Source organism: Enterococcus sp. AZ179 (genome assembly GCF_050498885.1).
GTDB classification, from domain to species: Bacteria; Bacillota; Bacilli; order Lactobacillales; family Enterococcaceae; genus Enterococcus_D; species Enterococcus_D entomosocium.
In genome coordinates, this window is record NZ_JBMHEO010000001.1 from 3,134,507 (window position 1) to 3,156,111 (window position 21,605).

The following is a 21,605-nucleotide window of genomic DNA, read 5'->3' on the forward strand; positions in this document are numbered from 1 at the left end:
AAAGTTATAAAATAGTGTTTCATGTATTATACTACAACAAAATGAAAAGCCTTACAATAAGAGAGTAGAAATCATTTTATTTTAAAGGAGCGTTCACTTATATGACAAAATTTTTTGATCGAATTCTATTCGGCGGCGATTATAATCCAAATCAGTGGCCGAAAGAGATTTGGGAAGAAGACATTCGGATCTTTAAAAAAGCAAGTATCAATAGCGCGACCGTCAATGTTTTTTCATGGGCAAAGATCCAACCCTCTGAAAATTGTTATGATTTTGAGGAATTGGATCAAATCATCGAAAAATTAAGTACGGAGGGCTTCGACATCGTCTTAGCCACTTCCACAGCCGCTTTGCCAGCTTGGATGTTTAAGAAGTATCCGGAAGTCGCTCGCACCGATTATGATGGACGCCATCATAAGTTTGGGCAACGGCATAATGCCTGTCCCAATAGTTTGGTTTATCAAAAATACGCAGAACGTCTGGCAACGAAATTAGCCGAACGTTACGGCGAAAATCCACAAGTGACTTGTTGGCACATCAATAATGAATACGGCGGCGAATGTTATTGCGAGAACTGTGAAAAAGCGTTTCGTGTTTGGCTAAAGGATAAATATCAAACGATCGAAGCACTGAATAAAGCCTGGAATATGGAATTTTGGGGTCATACTGTATATGAATGGGATGAAATCGTTCTGCCAAATGCGCTGTCAGAAGGAATCGGCTATGACAAGACGGCATTTGCAGGAATTTCTATTGACTACCGACGCTTCAACTCGGATAGCCTTTTAAAAAACTATATGATGGAGCGGGACGCTATTCGGAAAATCGATCCCACGACACCGATTACAACGAATTTGATGGGAACCTTTAAAGGACTGGATTATTTCAAGTGGGCGAAGGAAATGGACCTTATTTCGTGGGATAATTATCCAGCGTATAATACGCCATGGAGTTTAGTAGCCATGACACATGATCTAATGCGCGGCTTGAAACAACAGCCCTTTATGCTGATGGAACAAACACCCTCCCAACAAAACTGGCAACCCTATAACTCATTAAAAAAACCGGGACAAATGCGGGCGCAAAGCTACCAAACGATCGCTCATGGGGCGGACACGATCCAATATTTCCAATTGCGACGTTCCATCGGTGCTTGTGAGAAATTCCATGGAGCTGTTATCGAACATGTCGGTCATGAAGACACGCGAGTTTTCCGAGAAACGGCAGCTCTTGGTGCTGAATTAGCGCAGCTTTCAGACATTATTGGGACGCAAACTCAAGCACAGGTTGCCGTGATTTTCGATTGGGACAATTATTGGGCATTAGAATATACGAGTGGTCCGACCGTTGATCTGAAGTATGTAGAACAGATCCATCGCTACTATCGTTATTTTCATGAACAAAATATTGCCGTCGACTTGGTTCCCGTGGATGCTGACTTGTCAAAATACAAATTAGTCGCAGCACCTGTTCTCTACATGATCAAAGAAGGAATGCAAGAGCGGCTCACTGATTTCGTCAAACAAGGTGGTTCTTTACTTACCACGTATATGAGCGGTATCGTTGATCAATCTGACAACGTTCACTTAGGGGGCTATCCTGGGCCATTGCGGGAGTTAGCTGGCATCTGGGTGGAAGAAATCGATGCATTAGCCCCAGAACAATCAAACGGCGTTTCCTTAGTCAATGAAGAACTGACAGGAACCAGTAATTTAGTCAGCGATTTGATCCATTTAGAAACCGCCGAAGCGCTAGCGCATTACACAAGCAATTTCTATGCAGGAATGCCGGCAGTGACGAAAAATATGTTTGGCGATGGCACCGTCTATTACTTTGGTGGACAGTTGGAAGATCAGCTGCAAGATCAGCTTTTCAAAACGATTGTCGAAGAAAACGATATCACCCCAGTGATCGAGGAAGCAACAAAACTAGAAGTTGCCTGTCGTGAAAATGCAGAGGCGAAATTCTTCGTTATCATCAATTTCCACGAAGAAGCACAACCGTTGCCAGCAATGTTTGTTGGAAAGACGGATCTTCTGACGGGTGAGGTTCTTTCTTCAGAAATGATGCTGACACAATACACCACCTATATCGTCAAAGAGGAGCGTAACTGATGCGAACTTTTGCTATCGAAGATGACTTTTATCTAGACAAAAAGCCGTTCAAAGTGATCTCTGGAGCGATCCATTATTTTCGGGTCGTTCCTGAATATTGGCAAGATCGATTAGAGAAACTACGCTTGATGGGTTGTAATACTGTGGAAACCTATGTTCCGTGGAATCTCCATGAAGCACAGGAAGGCGTCTATCAATTTGAGGGGATCCTTGATTTGCGGCGATTTATCCAAACGGCACAAGAAGTAGGGCTTTATGTCATTTTGCGACCAGCACCTTATATTTGTGCAGAATGGGAATTTGGGGGACTGCCTTATTGGCTTTTGCAAGATCCCATGATGAAGCTTCGGTTTGATTATCCACCATTTATGGAAAAAATCACTCGTTATTTCGCCCATTTGTTTCCACAAGTGCGGGATCTGCAGATCACCCAAGGCGGTCCGATTTTAATGATGCAAGTAGAAAATGAATACGGCAGCTACGCCAATGATAAAGAGTATTTGCGGAAAATGGTGGCTGCGATGCGGCAACAGGGTGTAGAAACGCCGTTAGTGACCTCTGACGGACCTTGGCACGATATGTTAGAAAACGGCACTATCAAAGACTTGGCATTGCCTACGATCAACTGCGGCTCCAACATCAAGGAAAACTTTGAAAAACTTCGAAGATTTCACGGAGAAAAACGGCCACTGATGGTCATGGAATTTTGGATCGGCTGGTTTGATGCTTGGGGTGATGACCATCATCATACAACATCAACGGCTGATGCAGTAAAGGAACTTCAGGATTGCTTGGCAGAAGGTTCTGTCAATATTTATATGTTCCATGGCGGGACCAATTTTGGCTTTATGAACGGGTCAAACTATTACGAGCGCTTAGCGCCGGATGTCACTAGCTATGATTATGATGCCTTGTTGACAGAATGGGGAGAACCTACTGCCAAATACCAAGCCTTCAAAAAAGTGATCGCTGACTATGCGGAAATCCCTGAGTTTCCCTTGAGTATGAAACTTGAGCGAAAAGCTTATGGAACATTCTCAGTGAAAGAACGAGTCTCCTTGTTTTCGACGATCGACACGATCAGTCAACCGATCATAAGGAATTACCCTTTATCGATGGAAGCCTGCAATCAAGCGACAGGTTATATCTACTATCGCTCACTGATTGGGCCTGCACGGAAGATTGCCGACTACCGTCTGATCAATACGATGGATCGTGCCCATACGTTTATCAACCAGGAACTTTTGCGCATCGATTACGATCGAGAAATCGGTCAATCCTACAGTTTCGATCTATCAGAATCAGAAAACGAGTTGGGGATCTTGGTGGAGAATATGGGGCGGGTCAATTATTCCGTTAAAATGAACCATCAGCACAAAGGCATTAAAGACGGTGTGATCATTAATGGCGCATTCCAAAGCAACTGGGAAATCTATCCCTTGCCGATGGATAATTTGCATGCCATTGATTTCCAAGGGAAATGGCAAAAAGGCCAACCAAGTTTCTCACGCTTTGAATGTGTTTTTGATGAATGTGCAGATACCTTTATCGAATTGCCGGGCTGGGGCAAAGGGTTTGTCCAAGTCAATGGTCATATGATCGGCCGTTTCTGGGAAAAAGGACCGCAGCAGCGCTTGTACGTCCCGGCGCCGTTTTTAAAAACTGGAATGAATGAGATCATTGTTTTTGAAAGTGATGGGAAAATCGCTGATGAGATCGTCTTTCATGATCAGGCGGATTTAGGTCCAGAAGGATAAAAGTTCAAATTAATCATTGACAAACCCTAGCTTCAACTACTATCATAAGGGTAATCGAATCCGTGCTATGACCGGAAGAAAGAAAGAAGACCATTCCATGAAGCGAACTTGGGAGAGTGAAAGCCAAGTTGGAACCTTATTTCGCAGGCGTCCGTGAGCATGATCAATGAAGCTGCCGACTTGTCGGAAGTAGGGTGGAACCGCGAATGTATCGTCCCTATATCTATACACTTTGTATAGATATAGGGACTTTTTTATGTTTCACACCAAGAATAGCCAAAAACAAAGGAGGTTTTTTTATGTTATTTGATATGACGATTCCAGCAAGTGCGTTTACCGAAAAAAAGCTCAAAGTATTAGCAAGTATTCCACTGCAGGTTCGACTTTTAAAGGATGAACAGCTTTTACATGAATTTACAACGAGTCCAGACCAAATGCTTTACGACTTATCTGATATTTTAGAAGCAGATGCCGTGGTCGAAGTAAAATTGATCCCCGGATCAGTTGTCGAGTTTTATCCTGTCGTCAATGCGTTATAAGAAAGGAAGAAAAAGATGAGTAAACTAACTGTGCAAGAGATGATTTTGACTTTGCAAAAATTCTGGTCTGAAAACGGCTGTATGCTGATGCAGGCCTATGATACAGAAAAAGGGGCTGGAACCATGAGCCCATACACATTTTTACGTGCAATCGGTCCAGAACCATGGAACGCCGCTTACGTAGAACCTTCTCGCCGTCCAGCTGATGGCCGCTACGGGGAAAACCCAAATCGTTTGTATCAGCACCACCAGTTCCAAGTCGTGATGAAGCCCTCTCCTGAAAATATCCAAGAGCTTTATTTAGAAAGCTTGCGTCTTTTAGGGATCGATCCATTAGAACATGATATTCGTTTCGTCGAAGATAACTGGGAAAACCCCTCAATGGGTTGTGCAGGTCTTGGTTGGGAAGTTTGGTTAGATGGGATGGAGATCACCCAGTTTACTTACTTCCAACAAGTTGGTGGCTTAGCGTGTAAGCCAGTGACATCAGAGATCACTTACGGCTTAGAACGTCTAGCATCTTATATTCAAGAAGTTGAAAGTGTCTACGATCTTGAATGGTCTGCAGGTGTCAAATATGGTGAGATTTTCCGCCAACCTGAGTATGAACATTCAAAATACTCCTTTGAAGTCAGTGACCAAGACTTGCTTTTAGGGAACTTCGATCGTTTTGAAAAAGAAGCAAAACGCTGTATCGATGAACGCTTAGTTCATCCAGCTTACGACTATATCTTAAAATGCAGCCATACCTTCAACCTGTTGGATGCTCGTGGCGCAGTCTCCGTCACTGAACGTGCTGGGTACCTCGCACGTATCCGTAATATGGCTCGTCAAGTAGCAAAACTATTTGTAGCAGAACGGGAAAACCTCGGTTATCCATTGCTTGATCCAGAAGTGGCGCAAAAACTGATTGAGGAGGGAAAATAAGATGGCACAAAACCTATTATTAGAAATCGGCTTAGAGGAATTACCTGCGCATGTCGTAACCCCAAGTATGAAACAATTACAAGAAAAAACGGCAGCTTTCTTAGATGCTCATGCATTACCTTATACAGCGATTGAAGCTTATTCGACACCTCGTCGTTTGGCAGTCTATGTCACCGGTCTTCCTGAAAAACAAGCCGATACACAAGAAGACGTCAAAGGGCCAGCGAAAAAAATCGCCTTAGACGAAGCAGGCAATTGGTCGAAAGCAGCTCAAGGATTTGTTCGGGGGCAAGGATTGACAACCGATGACATCACCTTCCGTGAATTAAAAGGTGTTGAGTATGTCTATGTAACGAAACATACCCAAGGTCAACCAACCGTTGAGGTATTGAAAGGATTGCAGGAAGTAATCACGAGTTTGACTTTCCCAGTAACGATGCACTGGGCAGACTACGATTTTGAATATATCCGACCAATTCATTGGATCGTCGCACTCTTTGGTGAGCAAGTCATTCCTTTCCAAATCCTTGATATTGTTACCGGACGCGAGTCAAAAGGTCATCGTTTCTTAGGTGAGGCAGTCACGTTTGATCATGCGGACGACTATTTGGAGAAAATGAAGCATCAGTTTGTCATTGCTGATCCAAGCGAACGTCAACAAATGATCACCTCACAAATCAATGCGATCGCTCAAGAAAACAACTGGCGGATCGATTTAGATGAAGACCTACTCGAAGAAGTGACAAATCTGGTTGAATACCCAACAGCTTTTGTAGGGGACTTTGAAGAAAAATATCTTTCTGTACCTGAAGAAGTGTTAGTTACTTCTATGAAAGAACATCAACGCTACTTCGATGTCCGCACCCTTGATGGAGAATTGCTGCCGCATTTCATCTCTGCCCGCAACGGGGATGCCGTGAAAATTGATAATGTCATCAAAGGAAACCAAAAAGTACTGACCGCCCGTCTAGAAGATGCTGAGTTTTTCTATAATGAAGACAAAAAGCTGACCATTGACCATTGCGTAGAAAAACTTAAGCAAGTCACCTTCCACGAAAAAATCGGCAGCTTATATGAAAAAATGCAACGTGTCGGACTAGCAGCGCAAATCATCGGGAAGACCGTTGGTTTAACACAAGAAGAACTGACCGACCTTCAACGGGCAGCTCAAATCTATAAATTTGATTTAGTGACCAATATGGTAGGGGAATTCCCTGAATTGCAAGGAATCATGGGGGGGAAATATGCCCTGATCCAAGGAGAAAAACCAGCAGTTGCCCAAGCGATTCGTGAACACTACATGCCGATTTCAGCAGAAGGCGAACTGCCGCAATCGAAAATCGGGGCTGTTTTAGCCATTGCGGATAAATTGGACAGCTTGCTTGCGTTCTTCGCTGTCGATATGGTTCCAAGTGGTTCAAACGATCCTTACGCACTCCGCCGGCAAACGTACGGAATTATCCGCATCCTAGCTGAAAAACGCTGGTATTTCCCATTTGCTCAGTTACAAGAAGAGATTCGTGAAGCTATTAATGCCCAACCGGAAATTTTTGGTATTCAACTTGCCGCAGGTCAAGAACAAGTGACCGATTTTGTGAAAAGCCGTCTGCGTCAATTCTTACTCAGCAAAAATACGCGTCATGATGTCATTGAAGCTGTTTTAGGGGCACGCCAAGCAGATATCAGTACGCTATTTGAAACGGCTCAGATGTTAAGAGAACATCTGCAAGACACCGACTTCAAACCATCGATGGAAGCCTTGACCCGAGTAATCAATTTAGCGAAAAAAGCCGAATTGGAACAAGCAGCAATTGATCCTGCCTTGTTTGAAAACGACTCTGAAACTGCCTTGTATGAAGCGGTCTTAACAGTAGAGAACAAGTTCCCACATCAAACGATGGAAGAAAACTACCAAAGCTTAGTGGCACTGCGCCCATTGATTGAAGCTTATTTTGATCAAACAATGGTCATGGTGGAAGATGAACAGATTCGCCGCAACCGTTTTGCCTTGTTGGATAAAATCGCGAAGATGAGTCTGGCAGTGGCTAGTTTAGATGCTTTGATTACAAAATAAAAAGCAGCTTGCAGTTGCACATTTCTGAATAAAAAAGCTGGAACTGAAAGAATCAGTTCTGGCTTTTTTTCTATGTTTCTCGATTTTTTTGTACTTAGAATTGCTTTCTTGCAGTGTTAAATATTATATAATAAAAAACATTTTGACCCATTACTTTTCAAGGGATCGAACGATTCTTCGGCTTTAATGATTGGGGATTTGATGATGCTTATAATGATACAAAGATTCTCATCATACAGACCGATTCATTTTTCCATTGAAAATACGCTGAAACGATAGGTGCAATAAAATAGCCTGACAGATCACAAGATGATTTGTCAGGCGAATGTTTATTTGCGGGTCAATTTTACCACCACTTCGCAGCGGGCGGTTTGTGGAAACATATCTACTGATTGCAGATATTCTACGTGAAACACTTTGGCTAATTGGACTAAGTCTCTTGCTAAAGTAGAAACATTACAAGATATATAGACCATCTTCTTCGGTGGTTGTTTCAACAACGCTTGCAATAATCGTTCATCCAAGCCTGTCCTTGGCGGATCAACAATGATGCTATCAGGTTTGAAGCCTTCATTGAACCATTTTGGCAATAGCTCTTCCGCAGTACCCGTTTCATAACGGGTATTTTGGGCACCAATACGGCGTGCATTTTCTTGGGCATTTTCGATCGCTTGAGGAATAATGTCCATGCCGCGGACTTCTTTGGCATAAGGTGCCACACTCAACCCAATCGTCCCCACACCACAGTAAGCATCAACAACTGTATCATTTTTGCTTAAGTCAAGGGCTTTTAACCCTTCTTGATACAAGACGCTGGTTTGCTGCGGATTCAGCTGGAAGAATGCGCGGGCGGACAAGTCGAAGGTCAGTTCATTCAACCGTTCTTCGATCGCTTCTTTGCCCCAAAGATGAATCGTTTCCTCTCCCATGACGACGGACGTTTTTTTGTTTTGCACATTTTGCATGATGGAAACGACTTGCGGCAAGCGCTGATTGATCTCGCGAATCAGCGCATTTTTTTGCGGCAGTTTGACAGAATTGGTAATGAAAACAACTTGGACTTCGCCAGTGGCGATCCCGATGCGAACCATCAATGTTCGTAAAATCCCGCTATTTTTTCGTTCATCGTAAATCGGGATCTGGTATTTGTTCAACAATTGGACGATGCCGTTGATCACTTTTTGCGTATCTTGTTCTTGTACGAGGCAATCATCAATGGCGACTAAGCGATGAGACTCCATTTCGTATAAACCCGCTTCGATTCGTTTGGTTTGACTGTTGTAACGCAATTGAAATTGTGCTTTGTTGCGGTAATGCCAAGGAACATCCATGCCTAAAGTATCCCTTAGTTCAAACTGTTGGTAACCTTTTGGCTTAAATTTTTCAAGTGCTTGTTTCAATAGGTCTTTTTTGAAGTCTAATTGTTTGTCGTAGACTAAGTGCTGCAATTGGCAGCCGCCGCACCGGTCGTAAAACTTGCAGGGTGGTTGGATGCGATCGCTGCTTGGCTTGATGATTTTGGTCATCTTAGCTTCAGCAAAGCGGGGAGAGGCTTTGGTGACTTCGGCAATGACCTGTTCCCCCGGTAGAACACGGGGAACAAAGATGATCAGCTTTTTGTAATACCCGATGCCTTCTCCGTTGATCCCCAAGCGTTTGATCGTTAGTTGTAGTTTTTGTCCAAGCTGGACTTGTGTATTTGCCATGTGAACTCCTTAAATAAAATAGTCAATTCATTTTACCACATTTTTTCAGCTTGATTAGAAGGAATTTCATCGTAGTTGTGGTAAAATAGAATGTACGTTCGCGAGGTGAAGAAGATGAATACAATTATTCGTATCAATAAAGGAAAAGGACCATTTTATGAAGTGGCGACATCAGAAGGTGAAACGCTGCGGGTCTCAGAAGATCTTTTGGTCCGTTTTCGGCTATTAAAAGGCAAGGAACTGAGTGAAGAAGAATTAAAAGAAATCAAAAAAAGTGCGGGGTTTGATTTAGGATTGCAGCAAGCCATGAACTATATCAGCTATCAGCTGCGTTCTGAAATGGAAGTCCGTACCTATTTGAAAGACAAAGAAATCGAAAAACAAGACCGAGACTTAGTCGTTGAACGTCTGAAAGAGTTGAATTTGATCGATGACAAAAACTACGGAGAAAGCTACATTCGCACCCAAGTCCGCATGAGTGATAAAGGACCCGTGGTCATCAGTCAGCAATTGAGAAAAAAAGGTTTGAAAGATCCTGTGATTCAGGAAGTATTGCCTTTGTATACCGAGGAAATGCAGTTTGAAGTCGGGTATCATACGGCTGAAAAAGCGATGCGTCGTTTTCACAACAAAAGCCATAAAGAAATGATCCAAAAGATAAAAATGCATTTGATGCAAAAAGGTTTTCATCAAGGGGTCATTCAGATGATTTTGGATGAATTACCGATGGAAAAAGATGAGGACCAAGAAAATGAAGCGCTCCAAAGAGAAGGGGCCCGACTTATGCGGCGGCATCAGCGGTTACCATTGATGAAACGAAAAATGAAAATCAAGCAAGGCCTTTATCAAAAAGGGTTTGCCATCGATGATATACAACGATTCTTAGATGAGGAAGTAATGGATGAGTAAGCAATGGGAAACTTGGGATGAAGAAAAAATCAAGACGTTCCAAGAAACATTTTTAACTTGGTATCATAAAGAAAAACGCAATCTGCCTTGGCGGGCGACCAACGATCCGTATGCAATCTGGATCTCAGAGATCATGCTTCAACAAACACGAGTGGAAACAGTGATTGGCTATTTCTATCGTTTTATGGAACAATTCCCGACGATCCAAGACTTGGCGGCAGCCGAAGAACAAAAGCTTTTAAAGGTTTGGGAAGGTTTAGGTTATTACTCTCGTGCCCGTAACCTTAAGGCTGCTGCACAGCAAATCGTTGCCGAATTCGACGGAGAAATGCCCCAATCAATTGAAGAGATTCGCTCATTAAAAGGAATTGGTCCCTACACAGCTGGAGCCATTGGAAGTATTGCTTTTGGCTTGCCAGAACCGGCAATCGATGGAAATGTGATGCGGGTCGTCAGTCGGTTATTTTGTATCGAAGCAGATATTGCGAAAGCCAGCAGCCGAAGACCATTTGACGAGGCGATGAGAACAATCATTTCCCCCGATGAACCTGGTGAGTTTAATCAAGCCTTGATGGATCTTGGCTCACGAATCTGTACACCCACTACACCGAAATGTGAAGAGTGTCCCATCGGTCAGTACTGTCTTGCATATGCGGAGAATCGACAAACAGACTTTCCAGTGAAATCGAAAAAAGCAAAGCCGAAAGATGTCTATTACATCGCTGGCGCCATCGAAGATCAAGGTTCGTTTCTACTCGTGCAGCGACCTGAAACAGGCTTATTGGCCTCTATGTGGCATTTTCCGTTGGTAGAAGTAACGAAAGAACAATATGATGCTTTGCAGCGAACATGGGTAAAAGAGGAACAGTTGCAGTTGGATTTGATTGCAGAAGAGGATGCACTCGAGATTTTTCCTGGTCTTCCTGTCGTTTGGCAAAAACGACATTTCGGCGAGATCACTCATATTTTTAGCCATTTGAAATGGCATGTCCTTTTATTTTACGGTAGAAAACGGGGAGAAATCCCGTTACAAGACAGCGAATGGGCTGCCAAAGAATCCTTTGAAAACTATGTTTTTCCAAAACCTCAGCAGAAATTAGTCGAGCAATTAAAGAAATATCAGAAACTCGATAAAGATTTCTAGGCAAAGCTTTCTTTTATTGCTATAATATTAACGATGTCGGTGTAATGAACACCCAAACAAAACGCAAGTTTTCTTGCTGAGGGAAGGGTTGCTATGCGAGTTCCAAAAGAAGGAGAGTTTGTCAGCATTCAAAGCTACAAACATGACGGCAATTTGCATCGAACGTGGCGGGATACGATGGTCTTAAAGACCAGTGAATTCTCAGTGATAGGGGTCAACGATCATACATTAGTGACCGAATCAGATGGAAGACGCTGGGTTACCCGTGAACCAGCAATTGTATATTTTCATAAAAAATACTGGTTTAATGTTATTGCAATGATTCGAGAAAAGGGGGTTTCCTATTATTGTAATCTTGCTTCACCGTATTTACTTGATGAAGAGGCATTGAAATATATCGATTATGACCTTGATATCAAAGTATTTCCTGATGGCGAGAAACGTTTACTAGATGTGGATGAGTATGAATTGCACAGTAAGATTATGCAATATCCGCAAGACATTGATTTTATCTTAAAAGAAAATGTCAAAATTTTAGTAGATTGGATCAATAATGGCAAAGGACCCTTTTCGCAAGGGTATGTGGACATTTGGTATGATCGCTACAAGCAGTTGTCTCAAAAATAAGTAAAATGGGTCGAATCGCTCATTTTCCCTAAGAAACTTCAACCAAGTTGGTTGGAGTTTTTTTGTGTTTCTAATGGAATGCTTCAATCAGCAGGTTTTAAGTTCTGTTTAAGCTGACAGTCCCATGATAGAGAGACCAAGAAAATTAGTGGGGGAAGCACATGAAGAAAAAAGGGAAGCTTGTTATCGGGACCACCATGATTCTGCTTTTTGCAGCAGGGTTTGCTGTGTTGAGAAACGACCAATCCGCTCGTGAGGAGAGTCAAGAAAGTACTTCTCAAACTGAGCTTAACGCTCAAACTGAAGAGACCGCTCAGACTGCCAGTATGGTTCAAATTTATGTAGATCCCTCAGAATACGATGCAGCGATTGAAAGTGAGAACGATTATGTACCGATTTATCAGTCAACAAGTCAAGAGACAGTCATTGGAAAAATCCATCGGGGAAGTTGGGCAACCTTCATCAGTCAAACAGAAGACATGGTTGAAATTCAAACAGACGATGGGGTAACTGGTTATATTGAAAAACAATCAGCATCGATTCAAGAAGTCGCGCTTTCGGCAATCCCAAAAGATCTATCGAACTTCAAAGTCGTCCTTGATGCAGGTCACGGCGGCGAAGATTCTGGGGCACTGTCAACGGATCAAACGATCATGGAAAAAGACTTGACGCTAACAACGGTCCAAACGATCGGCGAAGTGTTGACAGAAGCAGGTATTCAAGTCAGTTATACACGCACTGAAGATCGTTATCTCTCGCTGTCTGATATCACCGCTGCTTCGCTTTCAGAAGAACCAGATTTATTTATTAGCATTCATTACGATAATTCAGAAATACCAAACAGTAATCAAGGACTGACAACTTACTATTACTATACTGGGTCAAAAGAGATGGCAGAAACGATCACTGCCAATTTGAGTTCTTCGGTGGCATTGAGTTCCAACGGCACTCGTTTTGGTAACTATTATGTGTTGCGAGAACAATATCTTCCAGCAGTATTATTGGAGTTAGGCTATTTGAACAGTGACAATGATTTGGCAATGATTACAAGTGAAGGGTATGATCAAAGGGTGGCGCAAGCGTTGCTGACAGCGATTGAAGAGATCGTTGAAGCAGAGGAATAAAAAACGGCGACTACAAAACAGAGGAAGGATCTGTTTTGTGGTCGCTGTTTTAAGGAATCACTTCTCGTTAAAGGTTTTGCTCATTTTGATATGGGGCATATCCGCGTCTAAAAAAACATCGCCTTCAGGCTGATAGCCTAACTTCAAGTAAAACTCTTTGGCAGTTATTTGTGCCCCTAAAGTGACTTTTTTGATTCCTTGTTTTTGAATGAAGGCTTCCGCACCTTCGATCAGTTGACTGCCATAACCTGAACCTCGATAAGCAGCGGGGACCGCCATTCGCTGCAACTTCACTTCATGATCAGAGATAGGTAAGAAACGCAAGGTTGCGACTGCTTCATTATCGTCGTCATATAAGACAAAGTGGACTGCCAATGCTTCATTTTCATCTACTTCCAATGCTAATGGAACACCTTGCTCTTTCACGAATACTTGATTTCGTATTTTCAATGACGCCAAATAAATGTCACTCAGCGTATCTTTTGTTTGTGCAATATGCATAAAAAATTCACCTCAGCTAAGATTTCTCCGTTATTTTTAATAGTATACCACTTTTTTTACAAATTTTTTTTGTTTGCGGCTAAAGTCGCAAGCTTTTTTTTTCAAAATCATCTATAATGTTATAAAAAAGGGAGGGAATCTTTTGTTCGACAAATTCAAACAATCAAAACTGTTCTTTTGGTCATTGGAAGCATTGGTTTTAGTGACACTCGTGTTTGTGTTAAGTAAAGTCAATTTTCTATTTGCACCGATTGGCACGTTTTTTTCTACTTTATTTGCACCAGTATTGATTGCTGGCTTTCTGTATTACCTGCTAAATCCAATCGTCTTATTTTTGATGAAAACCACAAAAATAAAACGACTGTTTGCTGTCATATTGGTTCTGTTGTTATTAGTAGCAGCAATCATCTTGATTTTCGTCAGCGTTATTCCTAATCTAGTGAGTCAGATTACTTCATTGGCGGAAAATATTCCAACATTTGCCAAAAATATGGAAAGCTGGATCTCAAGAATCGCAGATGATCCATTTTTCAAACAAATCGATATCGCGCAGCAGTTAGAAAACCTAAATCTTTCTTATGGTTCTTTGCTGCAGCAGTTTCTTAGTGGGTTATCCACTAGCTTAGGATCGATCGTCAGTACGATTGCTTCCGCGACGATGATCATCGTTACAGTACCATTCATCCTTTTTTACATGTTGAAGGATGGAGAAAAGCTAGTTCCTAATCTGAAAACTGTCTTTCCAGAAAGAAGACGAGATCAGATTGTTGGGTTGCTAGGTGACTTAAACAAGACATTATCCAATTACATTAGTGGGCAAGCGATCGAATGTATTTTTGTCGCTACCTTCACGTTTATTGGTTACTGGATGATCGGCGTTAACTATGCCTTTCTTTTTGGGGTAATTGCAGGCGTCACAAACTTGATCCCTTATTTAGGCCCATATCTTGGTTTGATTCCGGCGGTGTTAGTGACGGTCTTTGATGAACCATTTCGCGCATTATTATGCTGTATCGTGGTTCTGGTCGTCCAACAATTAGACGGAAATGTTATTTACCCGAATGTAATCGGAAAATCATTGGCGATCCATCCGTTAACGATCATTTTGGTCTTATTAGTTGCTGGAAATCTAGCTGGCTTGCTGGGGATTTTCCTAGGTGTGCCATTTTATGCGATTTGCCGAACGATCGTCGTCTTTATTGTTCGCCTGATCAAAGACGACAAAATCAAGAAAAATCAGGAACGGTTGATCGAATAATCAATGACTGGTGTTTTTTATTGCAAAGAAAAAAACTTTGTGATAGGATTTTATCGTGGGCTAAACCCACGATTTTTTTTAGAAAATGAAAAAATAAGGAGAGAATGCTATTATGAATGCTGACCCCGAGAGTCAGTCGCTTCTAGCGCAAATTTTATTATTGATCGTTTTGACATTGATCAACGCTTTTCTAGCGGCCTCTGAGATCGCAGTTGTCTCAGTTAACAAAAACCGTGTGGAGCAAAAAGCGGAAGAAGGAAATGTCAAATCACAAAAATTATTGAAAATCATTGATAATCCAACAAATTTCTTGTCAACGATCCAAGTTGGGATTACCTTGGTGAATATTTTATCTGGGGCATCTCTGGCAGATACCTTGTCGACCCGTTTGGCACCTTTATTAGGTGGAGGGACGGCGGCTAAAAGCTTAGCGAACATTATTGTTTTAGCGATCTTGACGTATGTGTCGATCGTTTTTGGTGAGTTGTATCCAAAACGGATCGCCATGAACAAATCAGAAGAAGTTGCCCAGTTCACTTCTGGTGTCATTCGAACGATCGGGATTATTGCAAAACCTTTCGTCTGGTTCTTATCTGCTTCGACAAGTTTATTGGCGCGCATCACTCCAATGGAATTTGACGATGAAGACACGAAGATGACCCGTGATGAAATGCGGTATATGTTGGAAACAGAAGGGGTCTTTGAAGAAGATGAATTAGAGATGCTGCAAGGGATCTTTTCATTAGACACGAAAGTCGCCCGGGAAGTCATGGTTCCTAGAACCTCAGCCTTTATGGTGGACATCAATGACTCAGTAGAAGAAATTTTGACTGAAATTTTAGCAGAAAATTATTCTCGTATTCCTGTATATAATGAAGATAAAGACAAAGTCGTAGGGATTCTACATACCAAAAATCTTTTGAAATGTGCGTACAAATACGGCTTTGATACGATGGACATCAAACAAATCCTGCAGGAACCATTGTTTGTGCCAGAAACGGTCTTTATCGATGATTTGCTTTATGAATTAAAGAAAACCCAAAACCAAATGGCGATTTTGCTTGATGAATATGGCGGCGTCGTTGGGTTGGTTACACTAGAAGACTTGCTAGAAGAAATCGTCGGCGAGATCGATGATGAATCAGATGAAGTCGAAGAGCTTTATGAAAAAATCTCTGATAAAGAATATGTCATCCAAGGACGCATGTTGATCGATGATTTTAATGAAGCCTTCAACATGAGCTTGCATATGAGTGATGTGGATACGATGGCAGGATATTTGATCACTGCTTTAGGATTAATCCCCGATGAAGGAGAAAAACTATCCTTCGAAGTGGACAATGTGAAGCTGATCTCTGAAGAAATGGAAGGATCACGCGTCTTGAAGATCCGGGTGATTTTCCACGACCCAGAAGAAGGGGAAGTGGAACCAGAGGAAGAGCGGCGCTATTTCCGTAAAGATTTTGAGGAAGATGAGCCTCGCCGTTAAAGTTCCGTATAAATGAAATGAGAAAGACCAAGGCAGTTGCTTTGGTCTTTTTTGTCCGTTTTTTTACGTATTCCCCTTGATTTGTATGGAAGAAACGGTTACGATAAATTTATTGAATAATACAGTTTAAAAACAGATAAAAAAACACGTGTATCTTATCGTTAAGCAGTTTGATTGCAATTTTCCGTAAGAAAAGCGAGAATATCCATAGAAATATAATGAGAATGAGGGGCTTGAAATGAAATTTTACCGTATGCTTAGTGAAGATATCCGTTACAATTTGGCGACTGAAGAGTATTTGATGAATAACGTAGATGTTTCGGAGCCTTGTCTTCTGTTATACATACAAAAACCATGTGTTATAATCGGCAGAAATCAAAATGCGTATCAAGAGATTGATTTTGACTATCTAAGAAGCCGTAAGATCGTTTTGACTCGCAGAACGTCTGGTGGTGGAGCGGTTTATGACGATCTAGGCAATATGAGTTTTAGTTTTGTCACCAAAAAAGATGCCACGAGCTTTGGTGACTATCAAAGTGCAACACAACCTATCATGAAAGGCTTAGCGGCAATGGGAGCCAAGGATGTTGAAGTACATGGCCGTAATGATCTGTTCATTGATGGGAAAAAGTTTTCTGGCAATGCGATGTATACAAAAAAAGGCCGGACGTATTCCCATGGCACATTGATGTATGATGTGGATCTAGAAGAATTGACGAAAGTTCTACATGTTGCCCAAGAAAAAATTGCTTCTAAAGCCACGAAATCAGTTCGGAAAAGTGTGACGAATATCAAGCCCTTTTTGGCAGAGCAATACCAATCAATGGATACCAAGGAATTTCGAGATACACTCCTTTGCCGAATCTATGAAGTAGAATCGATTGATGAAATCAGTGAGCAAGAGATCGTCTTAACGGAAACCGATCGACAAGCGATCCAAACACTGTTTGAAGAACGATATGCCAATAATGAGTGGATTTTTAATGAAGCGCCTGCTTTCGAATGGCAAAAAAGAAAGCGGTTTGAGCAGGTTGGGATTGTTGAAGTCGATTTTACTGTCAACAAAGGCAAGATTGCAGCGATTCAAATTACCGGTGATTTTTTTGGACAAAAAGAGATCAGTGAACTTGAAGCGATGTTGCAAGGTATTGATTTTGAAAAAAGCACCATTAGCCGCTTGCTAGAGGGAATCGCCATCGATCAGTTTATCCATCAGATGACCGCTTCTGAATTTTTAGCATTGCTGTTTGATTAGGAGGAAAAAGATGTTAGAAGCAATCAATCTCACAAAGCGTTACGATCGAAAGGTTCTCGGTGGTTTGTCTTTTTCTGTTCAGGCAGGAGAAATCGTTGGGGTCGTCGGCAAAAGCGGCTCAGGAAAATCGACGTTGTTGCGGCTTTTAAACTTGATTGAAACCCCAGACAGCGGGGAATTACTTTTTGATGGCAAAAAAATCGATACATCGAATAAAAAGCATCTGCTACGTGCACAACAAGAAATCGGCATGATTTTTCAAAATTACAATCTGTTACACAATCGAACCGTTTTCGAAAATGTCTATTTGCCCTTGAAGTTAATGGGAAAGTCAGCAGATATGGTACTTGAGATGCTTTCGTTTGTTGGCATGGAAGATAAGGCCCACATCTATCCGGCCAAGTTAAGCGGCGGAGAGAAACAACGAGTGGCTATTGCACGGGCTTTGATCCGTGAGCCAAAAATCTTGCTGTGTGACGAGCCCACTAGTGCGCTGGACGAAGATACGAAAGCCGATGTTCTTGCTTTGCTGCAAAATGTTCAACAGACGTTTCAACCAGCTGTCGTCTTTGTCAGTCATGAGCTATCGGCCGTCCGACAAATTTGTCAACGTGTGTTTGTATTGGAGGACGCCGTCTTTGAGGCGGAGTTTGCCAATCAGCCACAACCAATCGTCCGCATTGAAAGCTCTTATGTGAGCAAAGTGGAGAGGAGTCTGCTGCATGACGATCAGTGAGAGTATTTTGTATTATCTGCCTGAATTGCTGCAATCTTTGAAAGAAACAGCGATCATGATGGGCATTTCGATGCTCGCAGCCATTGTCTTAGGTCTACCGTTAGGTGTCTGGCTTTTTCTCAGTCGCAGCCGAGGGAAAAAAATCTCATTTCTTTATGAGTGTTTGAATCTCATTGTGACGATCATCCGCTCGTTTCCTTTTTTATTATTTGTTGTAGCGTTGATCCCGTTGACGCGGATGCTTTTAGGCAGCTCATTTGGACCGATTCCCGCCAGTTTTCCTTTGAGCATCGTTGCTATGAGTATTTTTGCTCGTTTGACGGAGCAAGTGCTGTTGGATGTTCCAGAAGAAGTTTCTTATTTGGCGAAATCTCTTGGTGTCAGTCAATGGCAGTATGTTTGGTTGTTTTTACTAGTGGAAGCTAGAAGCGGCTTGATTTTATCTTTAACGACGACAGCAGTCAGCATGGTTTCTTATTCGACGGTGATGGGGGTCGTTGGTGGCGGCGGTATCGGCGATTTTGCGATCCGTTATGGGTACCAGCGTTATGAGTATGGCGTGATGTATTTTGCAATTATCATCATGATTCTTTTGGTCTTTATCCTGCAAGGGATTGGCAATCAAGCAGCAAGAAAACTTGATAAACGAAAATAGGAGGAATGAAAGTGAAAAAAGGATTTGTTTTAGGATTGAGTGTATTGGCATTAGGTGTATTGGGGGCTTGCGGTACAGGTTCTGATGAAGCGAGCGAAGAGAAAATCATCAAGGTCGCTTCGCAAACGACGCCAATGACCGATGTCGTAAAGGTTGCAGCTGAAGCAGTGGAAGATGGCTGGGAAATCCAATTGGTCCAAGTCAATGACAATATCCAGTACAATGAGTTGCTGAATAATGACGAGGTCGATGCTAACTTTGCGCAACATGAACCATATATGCAAATGTATAATGAAGAAAAAGATGCAAACCTAGTGGCACTAGATAAAATCTACAACGCAAAAGTCGGTTTTTATTCCAAAGAGTATACGAATATCAATGATATTCCAGAAGGAACGAAAGTCGCATTGCCAAATGATGTGTCCAATGAAGGTCGAGCGTTAGCGATTTTAGCAGAAGAAGGATTGATCACCCTTAAAGAAGGCGTTGGTGTCAATGGAACACTTAAAGATGTTACCGAAAATCCGAAAAATTTTGAGTGGTTATCTGTCGATTTACTGAATCTTGCGGAAGCCTATGATGAACCAAACGTATCTTTGGTATACAATTACCCAACCTATATCGCGAAAATCGGTTTGAAACCAGCAGATGCCCTTTTCTTAGAAAAGACCATCGATGATCGCTTTGCTATCTCATTGGTTGCTCGAGAAGACAATCAAGATTCTGAAAAAATCGCTGTATTGCGCCGTGCCATGACTAGCGATAAAGTTCGTGAGTTTTTAGAAAACGAGCATAGCGATACCTTATTGCCAGCATTTTAATTTATTTCTATCAAAATGGAAGGAGCGCCCTTTGCCTAACTCTCTAAAAGAGAGTAGTCAAAGGGGTTTCTTGTCTTTTTTTGCTTTTTTATCACCCTTATCCATGATATACTGATTTGGTCAGAAAACTAGCGACAGTCTAAAATAGACACTGTTCGCATTGTAAATACAAGAAATGGAGCAATAGAATCAATGGATAATCCAAAATTAAAACAACAAGTCGATAGTCGCCGTACCTTTGCGATTATTTCCCATCCGGATGCGGGGAAAACAACCATTACAGAACAATTATTATTATTCGGTGGCGCGATTCGCCAAGCTGGTACGGTCAAAGGGAAAAAGACTGGTAATTTCGCAAAGTCCGACTGGATGGAAATCGAAAAACAACGGGGGATCTCCGTTACCAGTTCCGTTATGCAGTTTGATTACCAAGGCAAACGGGTCAATATTTTAGATACCCCTGGACATGAGGACTTTTCTGAAGATACCTACCGTACCTTGATGGCGGTGGATAGTGCTGTCATGGTGATCGATAGCGCAAAAGGGATCGAAGCACAAACGAAAAAACTCTTCCAGGTCGTTAAAAAACGTGGTATTCCGATTTTTACTTTTATCAATAAACTCGACCGTGATGGCCGCGAACCATTAGAATTATTAGAAGAACTAGAAGATCTTTTAGAGATCGAATCATTTCCAATGAATTGGCCGATCGGCATGGGGAAAGGCTTGGAAGGACTGTATGATATCCACAACCAACGGGTCGAATTTTACCGTCCTGACAATCACGGTGGGGAACGTTTAGTTGCCCTAGATGAAAATGGTCAATTCCCAGCAGATCATCCATTTGCCGAAGATGGGCTGTTCCAACAAGTTTTAGAAGAAGTGGAATTGCTGCAAGAAGCTGGCGACGCCTTTGATACAGAAAAAATCGCTCGGGGCGATCAAACCCCTGTATTCTTTGGTTCTGCTCTCACAAATTTTGGCGTACAGACCTTTTTAGAAACCTTCTTGACTTTTGCACCAGCACCTTACGGACATAAAACACTAGCTGGTGAGGAAGTCAGTCCTTATGAACCAGAAATGTCTGGGTTTGTATTCAAGATCCAAGCAAACATGAATCCTGCCCATCGTGACCGGATCGCCTTTGTCCGCATTTGTTCAGGAACCTTTGAACGAGGCATGGACGTTACTTTAGAACGTACTGGCAAAAAAATGAAACTCAGCAATGTGACTCAATTTATGGCTGATACCCGTGAAAATATTGAAGAAGCTGTCGCCGGAGATATTATTGGTGTCTATGACACGGGGAATTATCAAATCGGTGACACGATTTATGAAGGAAAACTAAAAGTTGCTTACGAAGAGCTGCCATCGTTTACTCCGGAACTCTTTATGAAAGTTACTGCGAAAAATGTGATGAAGCAAAAATCTTTCCATAAAGGAATCTATCAGTTGGTCCAAGAAGGGGCTATCCAGTTGTACAAGACGTATCTTAGTGATGAGTATATCATCGGTGCTGTCGGGCAACTGCAATTTGAAGTTTTCCAATATCGCATGATGAATGAGTACAATGCGGAAGTCATCATGACCCCAATGGGCCACAAGATCGCCCGTTGGATCGATCCGAAAGACTTGGATGAGCGTATGAGCTCCAGTCGTAACATTTTAGCGAAAGACCGTTTCGACCAGCCATTGTTCTTGTTTGAGAATCAATTTGCGATGCGTTGGTTCGCAGATAAGTACCCAGATGTCGAATTGAAGAGTTTGATGTAAGAGCCGTTTCCCGCGAGCCTGTCTAGGTATGCGCAACTCTGTACGTAAGGCTGATCTTTTTGAATTGAACGATCGTAGAAAGTCCTTTCTTATCAAAATGGATAAGAAGGGGCTTTTTTTTGCTGAAAACGTGCTTTTGATACAGAAAGAAGGCTGTGTGATTGGGGCAATGGTCCAATGATCAGACAATTATCCT

At 42.0% G+C, this 21,605-nt stretch carries 18 protein-coding genes; 16 read left to right on the plus strand and 2 right to left on the minus strand.

The window, feature by feature from the left end:
• Positions 1–101: 101 nt before the first annotated feature.
• The 5 genes from IGI88_RS14665 to glyS all read left to right on the plus strand — a co-directional run bounded on the left by IGI88_RS14665 (position 102) and on the right by glyS (position 7,411).
• The gene (locus IGI88_RS14665) at positions 102–2,114 is read left to right on the plus strand and encodes a beta-galactosidase (protein WP_016620424.1); all 2,013 of its coding nucleotides are present in this window, start codon (positions 102–104) and stop codon (positions 2,112–2,114) included.
• Positions 2,114–3,871: a glycoside hydrolase family 35 protein gene (locus IGI88_RS14670; protein WP_005235498.1), complete on the plus strand. Its 1,758-nt coding sequence runs from the start codon at positions 2,114–2,116 to the stop codon at positions 3,869–3,871. The genes IGI88_RS14665 and IGI88_RS14670 overlap by 1 nt, the downstream gene beginning before the upstream one ends.
• A 299-nt stretch (positions 3,872–4,170) precedes the next feature.
• A complete protein-coding gene (locus IGI88_RS14675) occupies positions 4,171–4,410 on the plus strand; it encodes a hypothetical protein (RefSeq protein ID WP_008378255.1) in 240 nt (79 codons plus the stop codon).
• Between the two features lie 15 nt (positions 4,411–4,425).
• On the plus strand, positions 4,426–5,337 hold the full coding sequence (gene glyQ, locus IGI88_RS14680) for a glycine--tRNA ligase subunit alpha (protein WP_005225852.1): 912 nt from the start codon (positions 4,426–4,428) through the stop codon (positions 5,335–5,337).
• 1 nt (position 5,338) lies between these two features.
• The gene (gene glyS, locus IGI88_RS14685; protein ID WP_429960707.1) at positions 5,339–7,411 is read left to right on the plus strand and encodes a glycine--tRNA ligase subunit beta; all 2,073 of its coding nucleotides are present in this window, start codon (positions 5,339–5,341) and stop codon (positions 7,409–7,411) included.
• A 329-nt stretch (positions 7,412–7,740) separates the two neighbouring features.
• Here glyS and rlmD read toward each other — a convergent pair whose 3' ends face one another.
• Positions 7,741–9,117 carry a 23S rRNA (uracil(1939)-C(5))-methyltransferase RlmD gene (gene rlmD / locus IGI88_RS14690; RefSeq protein ID WP_429960708.1) on the minus strand — a complete coding sequence of 459 codons (1,377 nt, stop codon included), beginning with the start codon at positions 9,115–9,117 and terminating at the stop codon, positions 7,741–7,743.
• Between the two features lie 114 nt (positions 9,118–9,231).
• Between rlmD and recX the strand changes: the two genes are divergently transcribed.
• The 4 genes from recX to IGI88_RS14710 all read left to right on the plus strand — a co-directional run bounded on the left by recX (position 9,232) and on the right by IGI88_RS14710 (position 12,921).
• Entirely contained in the window at positions 9,232–10,026 is a 795-nt protein-coding gene (gene recX, locus IGI88_RS14695; RefSeq protein ID WP_008378247.1) for a recombination regulator RecX, read from the plus strand.
• Complete coding sequence (gene mutY, locus IGI88_RS14700) at positions 10,019–11,170, plus strand: A/G-specific adenine glycosylase (protein ID WP_005235515.1); 1,152 nt, start codon at positions 10,019–10,021, stop codon at positions 11,168–11,170. The genes recX and mutY overlap by 8 nt, the downstream gene beginning before the upstream one ends.
• Positions 11,171–11,263: 93 nt before the next feature.
• Entirely contained in the window at positions 11,264–11,797 is a 534-nt protein-coding gene (gene ntdP, locus IGI88_RS14705; RefSeq protein WP_005225863.1) for a nucleoside tri-diphosphate phosphatase, read from the plus strand.
• A 161-nt stretch (positions 11,798–11,958) separates the two neighbouring features.
• Positions 11,959–12,921: an N-acetylmuramoyl-L-alanine amidase gene (locus IGI88_RS14710; RefSeq protein WP_016612206.1), complete on the plus strand. Its 963-nt coding sequence runs from the start codon at positions 11,959–11,961 to the stop codon at positions 12,919–12,921.
• A gap of 57 nt (positions 12,922–12,978) precedes the next feature.
• On the opposite strand, the gene IGI88_RS14715 is transcribed toward IGI88_RS14710, so the two are convergent.
• Positions 12,979–13,422 (minus strand): GNAT family N-acetyltransferase, encoded by a 444-nt coding sequence (locus tag IGI88_RS14715; RefSeq protein WP_142437114.1) that lies wholly within the window; start codon positions 13,420–13,422, stop codon positions 12,979–12,981.
• A gap of 142 nt (positions 13,423–13,564) precedes the next feature.
• Here IGI88_RS14715 and IGI88_RS14720 point away from each other — a divergent pair, with 142 nt between their 5' ends.
• From IGI88_RS14720 to IGI88_RS14750, 7 genes are all read left to right on the plus strand, one after another.
• Positions 13,565–14,680: an AI-2E family transporter gene (locus IGI88_RS14720; protein WP_008378242.1), complete on the plus strand. Its 1,116-nt coding sequence runs from the start codon at positions 13,565–13,567 to the stop codon at positions 14,678–14,680.
• Between the two features lie 112 nt (positions 14,681–14,792).
• Positions 14,793–16,169 (plus strand): hemolysin family protein, encoded by a 1,377-nt coding sequence (locus tag IGI88_RS14725; RefSeq protein WP_005235523.1) that lies wholly within the window; start codon positions 14,793–14,795, stop codon positions 16,167–16,169.
• 238 nt (positions 16,170–16,407) lie between these two features.
• Complete coding sequence (locus IGI88_RS14730; protein ID WP_005235525.1) at positions 16,408–17,424, plus strand: lipoate--protein ligase; 1,017 nt, start codon at positions 16,408–16,410, stop codon at positions 17,422–17,424.
• Between the two features lie 10 nt (positions 17,425–17,434).
• Entirely contained in the window at positions 17,435–18,160 is a 726-nt protein-coding gene (locus IGI88_RS14735) for a methionine ABC transporter ATP-binding protein (protein WP_008378237.1), read from the plus strand.
• On the plus strand, positions 18,147–18,815 hold the full coding sequence (locus tag IGI88_RS14740) for a methionine ABC transporter permease (RefSeq protein WP_429960709.1): 669 nt from the start codon (positions 18,147–18,149) through the stop codon (positions 18,813–18,815). The genes IGI88_RS14735 and IGI88_RS14740 overlap by 14 nt, the downstream gene beginning before the upstream one ends.
• Positions 18,816–18,820: 5 nt before the next feature.
• Positions 18,821–19,636 carry a MetQ/NlpA family ABC transporter substrate-binding protein gene (locus IGI88_RS14745; RefSeq protein ID WP_016620418.1) on the plus strand — a complete coding sequence of 272 codons (816 nt, stop codon included), beginning with the start codon at positions 18,821–18,823 and terminating at the stop codon, positions 19,634–19,636.
• Positions 19,637–19,828: 192 nt separating this feature from the next.
• The gene (locus tag IGI88_RS14750; protein ID WP_008378231.1) at positions 19,829–21,409 is read left to right on the plus strand and encodes a peptide chain release factor 3; all 1,581 of its coding nucleotides are present in this window, start codon (positions 19,829–19,831) and stop codon (positions 21,407–21,409) included.
• Positions 21,410–21,605: the final 196 nt, after the last annotated feature.

What these genes read in the sequence shown, in the direction of transcription:
- IGI88_RS14740 (WP_429960709.1), top strand. Translation starts at nt 18,147, where the DNA reads ATGACGATCAGTGAGAGTATTTTGTATTATCTGCCTGAATTGCTGCAA.
- IGI88_RS14735 (WP_008378237.1), top strand. Translation starts at nt 17,435, where the DNA reads ATGTTAGAAGCAATCAATCTCACAAAGCGTTACGATCGAAAGGTTCTC.
- IGI88_RS14745 (WP_016620418.1), top strand. Translation starts at nt 18,821, where the DNA reads ATGAAAGTGAAAAAAGGATTTGTTTTAGGATTGAGTGTATTGGCATTA.
- recX (WP_008378247.1), top strand. Translation starts at nt 9,232, where the DNA reads ATGAATACAATTATTCGTATCAATAAAGGAAAAGGACCATTTTATGAA.
- IGI88_RS14665 (WP_016620424.1), top strand. Translation starts at nt 102, where the DNA reads ATGACAAAATTTTTTGATCGAATTCTATTCGGCGGCGATTATAATCCA.
- IGI88_RS14710 (WP_016612206.1), top strand. Translation starts at nt 11,959, where the DNA reads ATGAAGAAAAAAGGGAAGCTTGTTATCGGGACCACCATGATTCTGCTT.
- ntdP (WP_005225863.1), top strand. Translation starts at nt 11,264, where the DNA reads ATGCGAGTTCCAAAAGAAGGAGAGTTTGTCAGCATTCAAAGCTACAAA.
- glyQ (WP_005225852.1), top strand. Translation starts at nt 4,426, where the DNA reads ATGAGTAAACTAACTGTGCAAGAGATGATTTTGACTTTGCAAAAATTC.
- IGI88_RS14715 (WP_142437114.1), bottom strand. Translation starts at nt 13,422, where the DNA reads ATGCATATTGCACAAACAAAAGATACGCTGAGTGACATTTATTTGGCG.
- IGI88_RS14675 (WP_008378255.1), top strand. Translation starts at nt 4,171, where the DNA reads ATGTTATTTGATATGACGATTCCAGCAAGTGCGTTTACCGAAAAAAAG.
- rlmD (WP_429960708.1), bottom strand. Translation starts at nt 9,117, where the DNA reads ATGGCAAATACACAAGTCCAGCTTGGACAAAAACTACAACTAACGATC.
- IGI88_RS14730 (WP_005235525.1), top strand. Translation starts at nt 16,408, where the DNA reads ATGAAATTTTACCGTATGCTTAGTGAAGATATCCGTTACAATTTGGCG.
- mutY (WP_005235515.1), top strand. Translation starts at nt 10,019, where the DNA reads ATGAGTAAGCAATGGGAAACTTGGGATGAAGAAAAAATCAAGACGTTC.
- glyS (WP_429960707.1), top strand. Translation starts at nt 5,339, where the DNA reads ATGGCACAAAACCTATTATTAGAAATCGGCTTAGAGGAATTACCTGCG.
- IGI88_RS14670 (WP_005235498.1), top strand. Translation starts at nt 2,114, where the DNA reads ATGCGAACTTTTGCTATCGAAGATGACTTTTATCTAGACAAAAAGCCG.
- IGI88_RS14750 (WP_008378231.1), top strand. Translation starts at nt 19,829, where the DNA reads ATGGATAATCCAAAATTAAAACAACAAGTCGATAGTCGCCGTACCTTT.
- IGI88_RS14725 (WP_005235523.1), top strand. Translation starts at nt 14,793, where the DNA reads ATGAATGCTGACCCCGAGAGTCAGTCGCTTCTAGCGCAAATTTTATTA.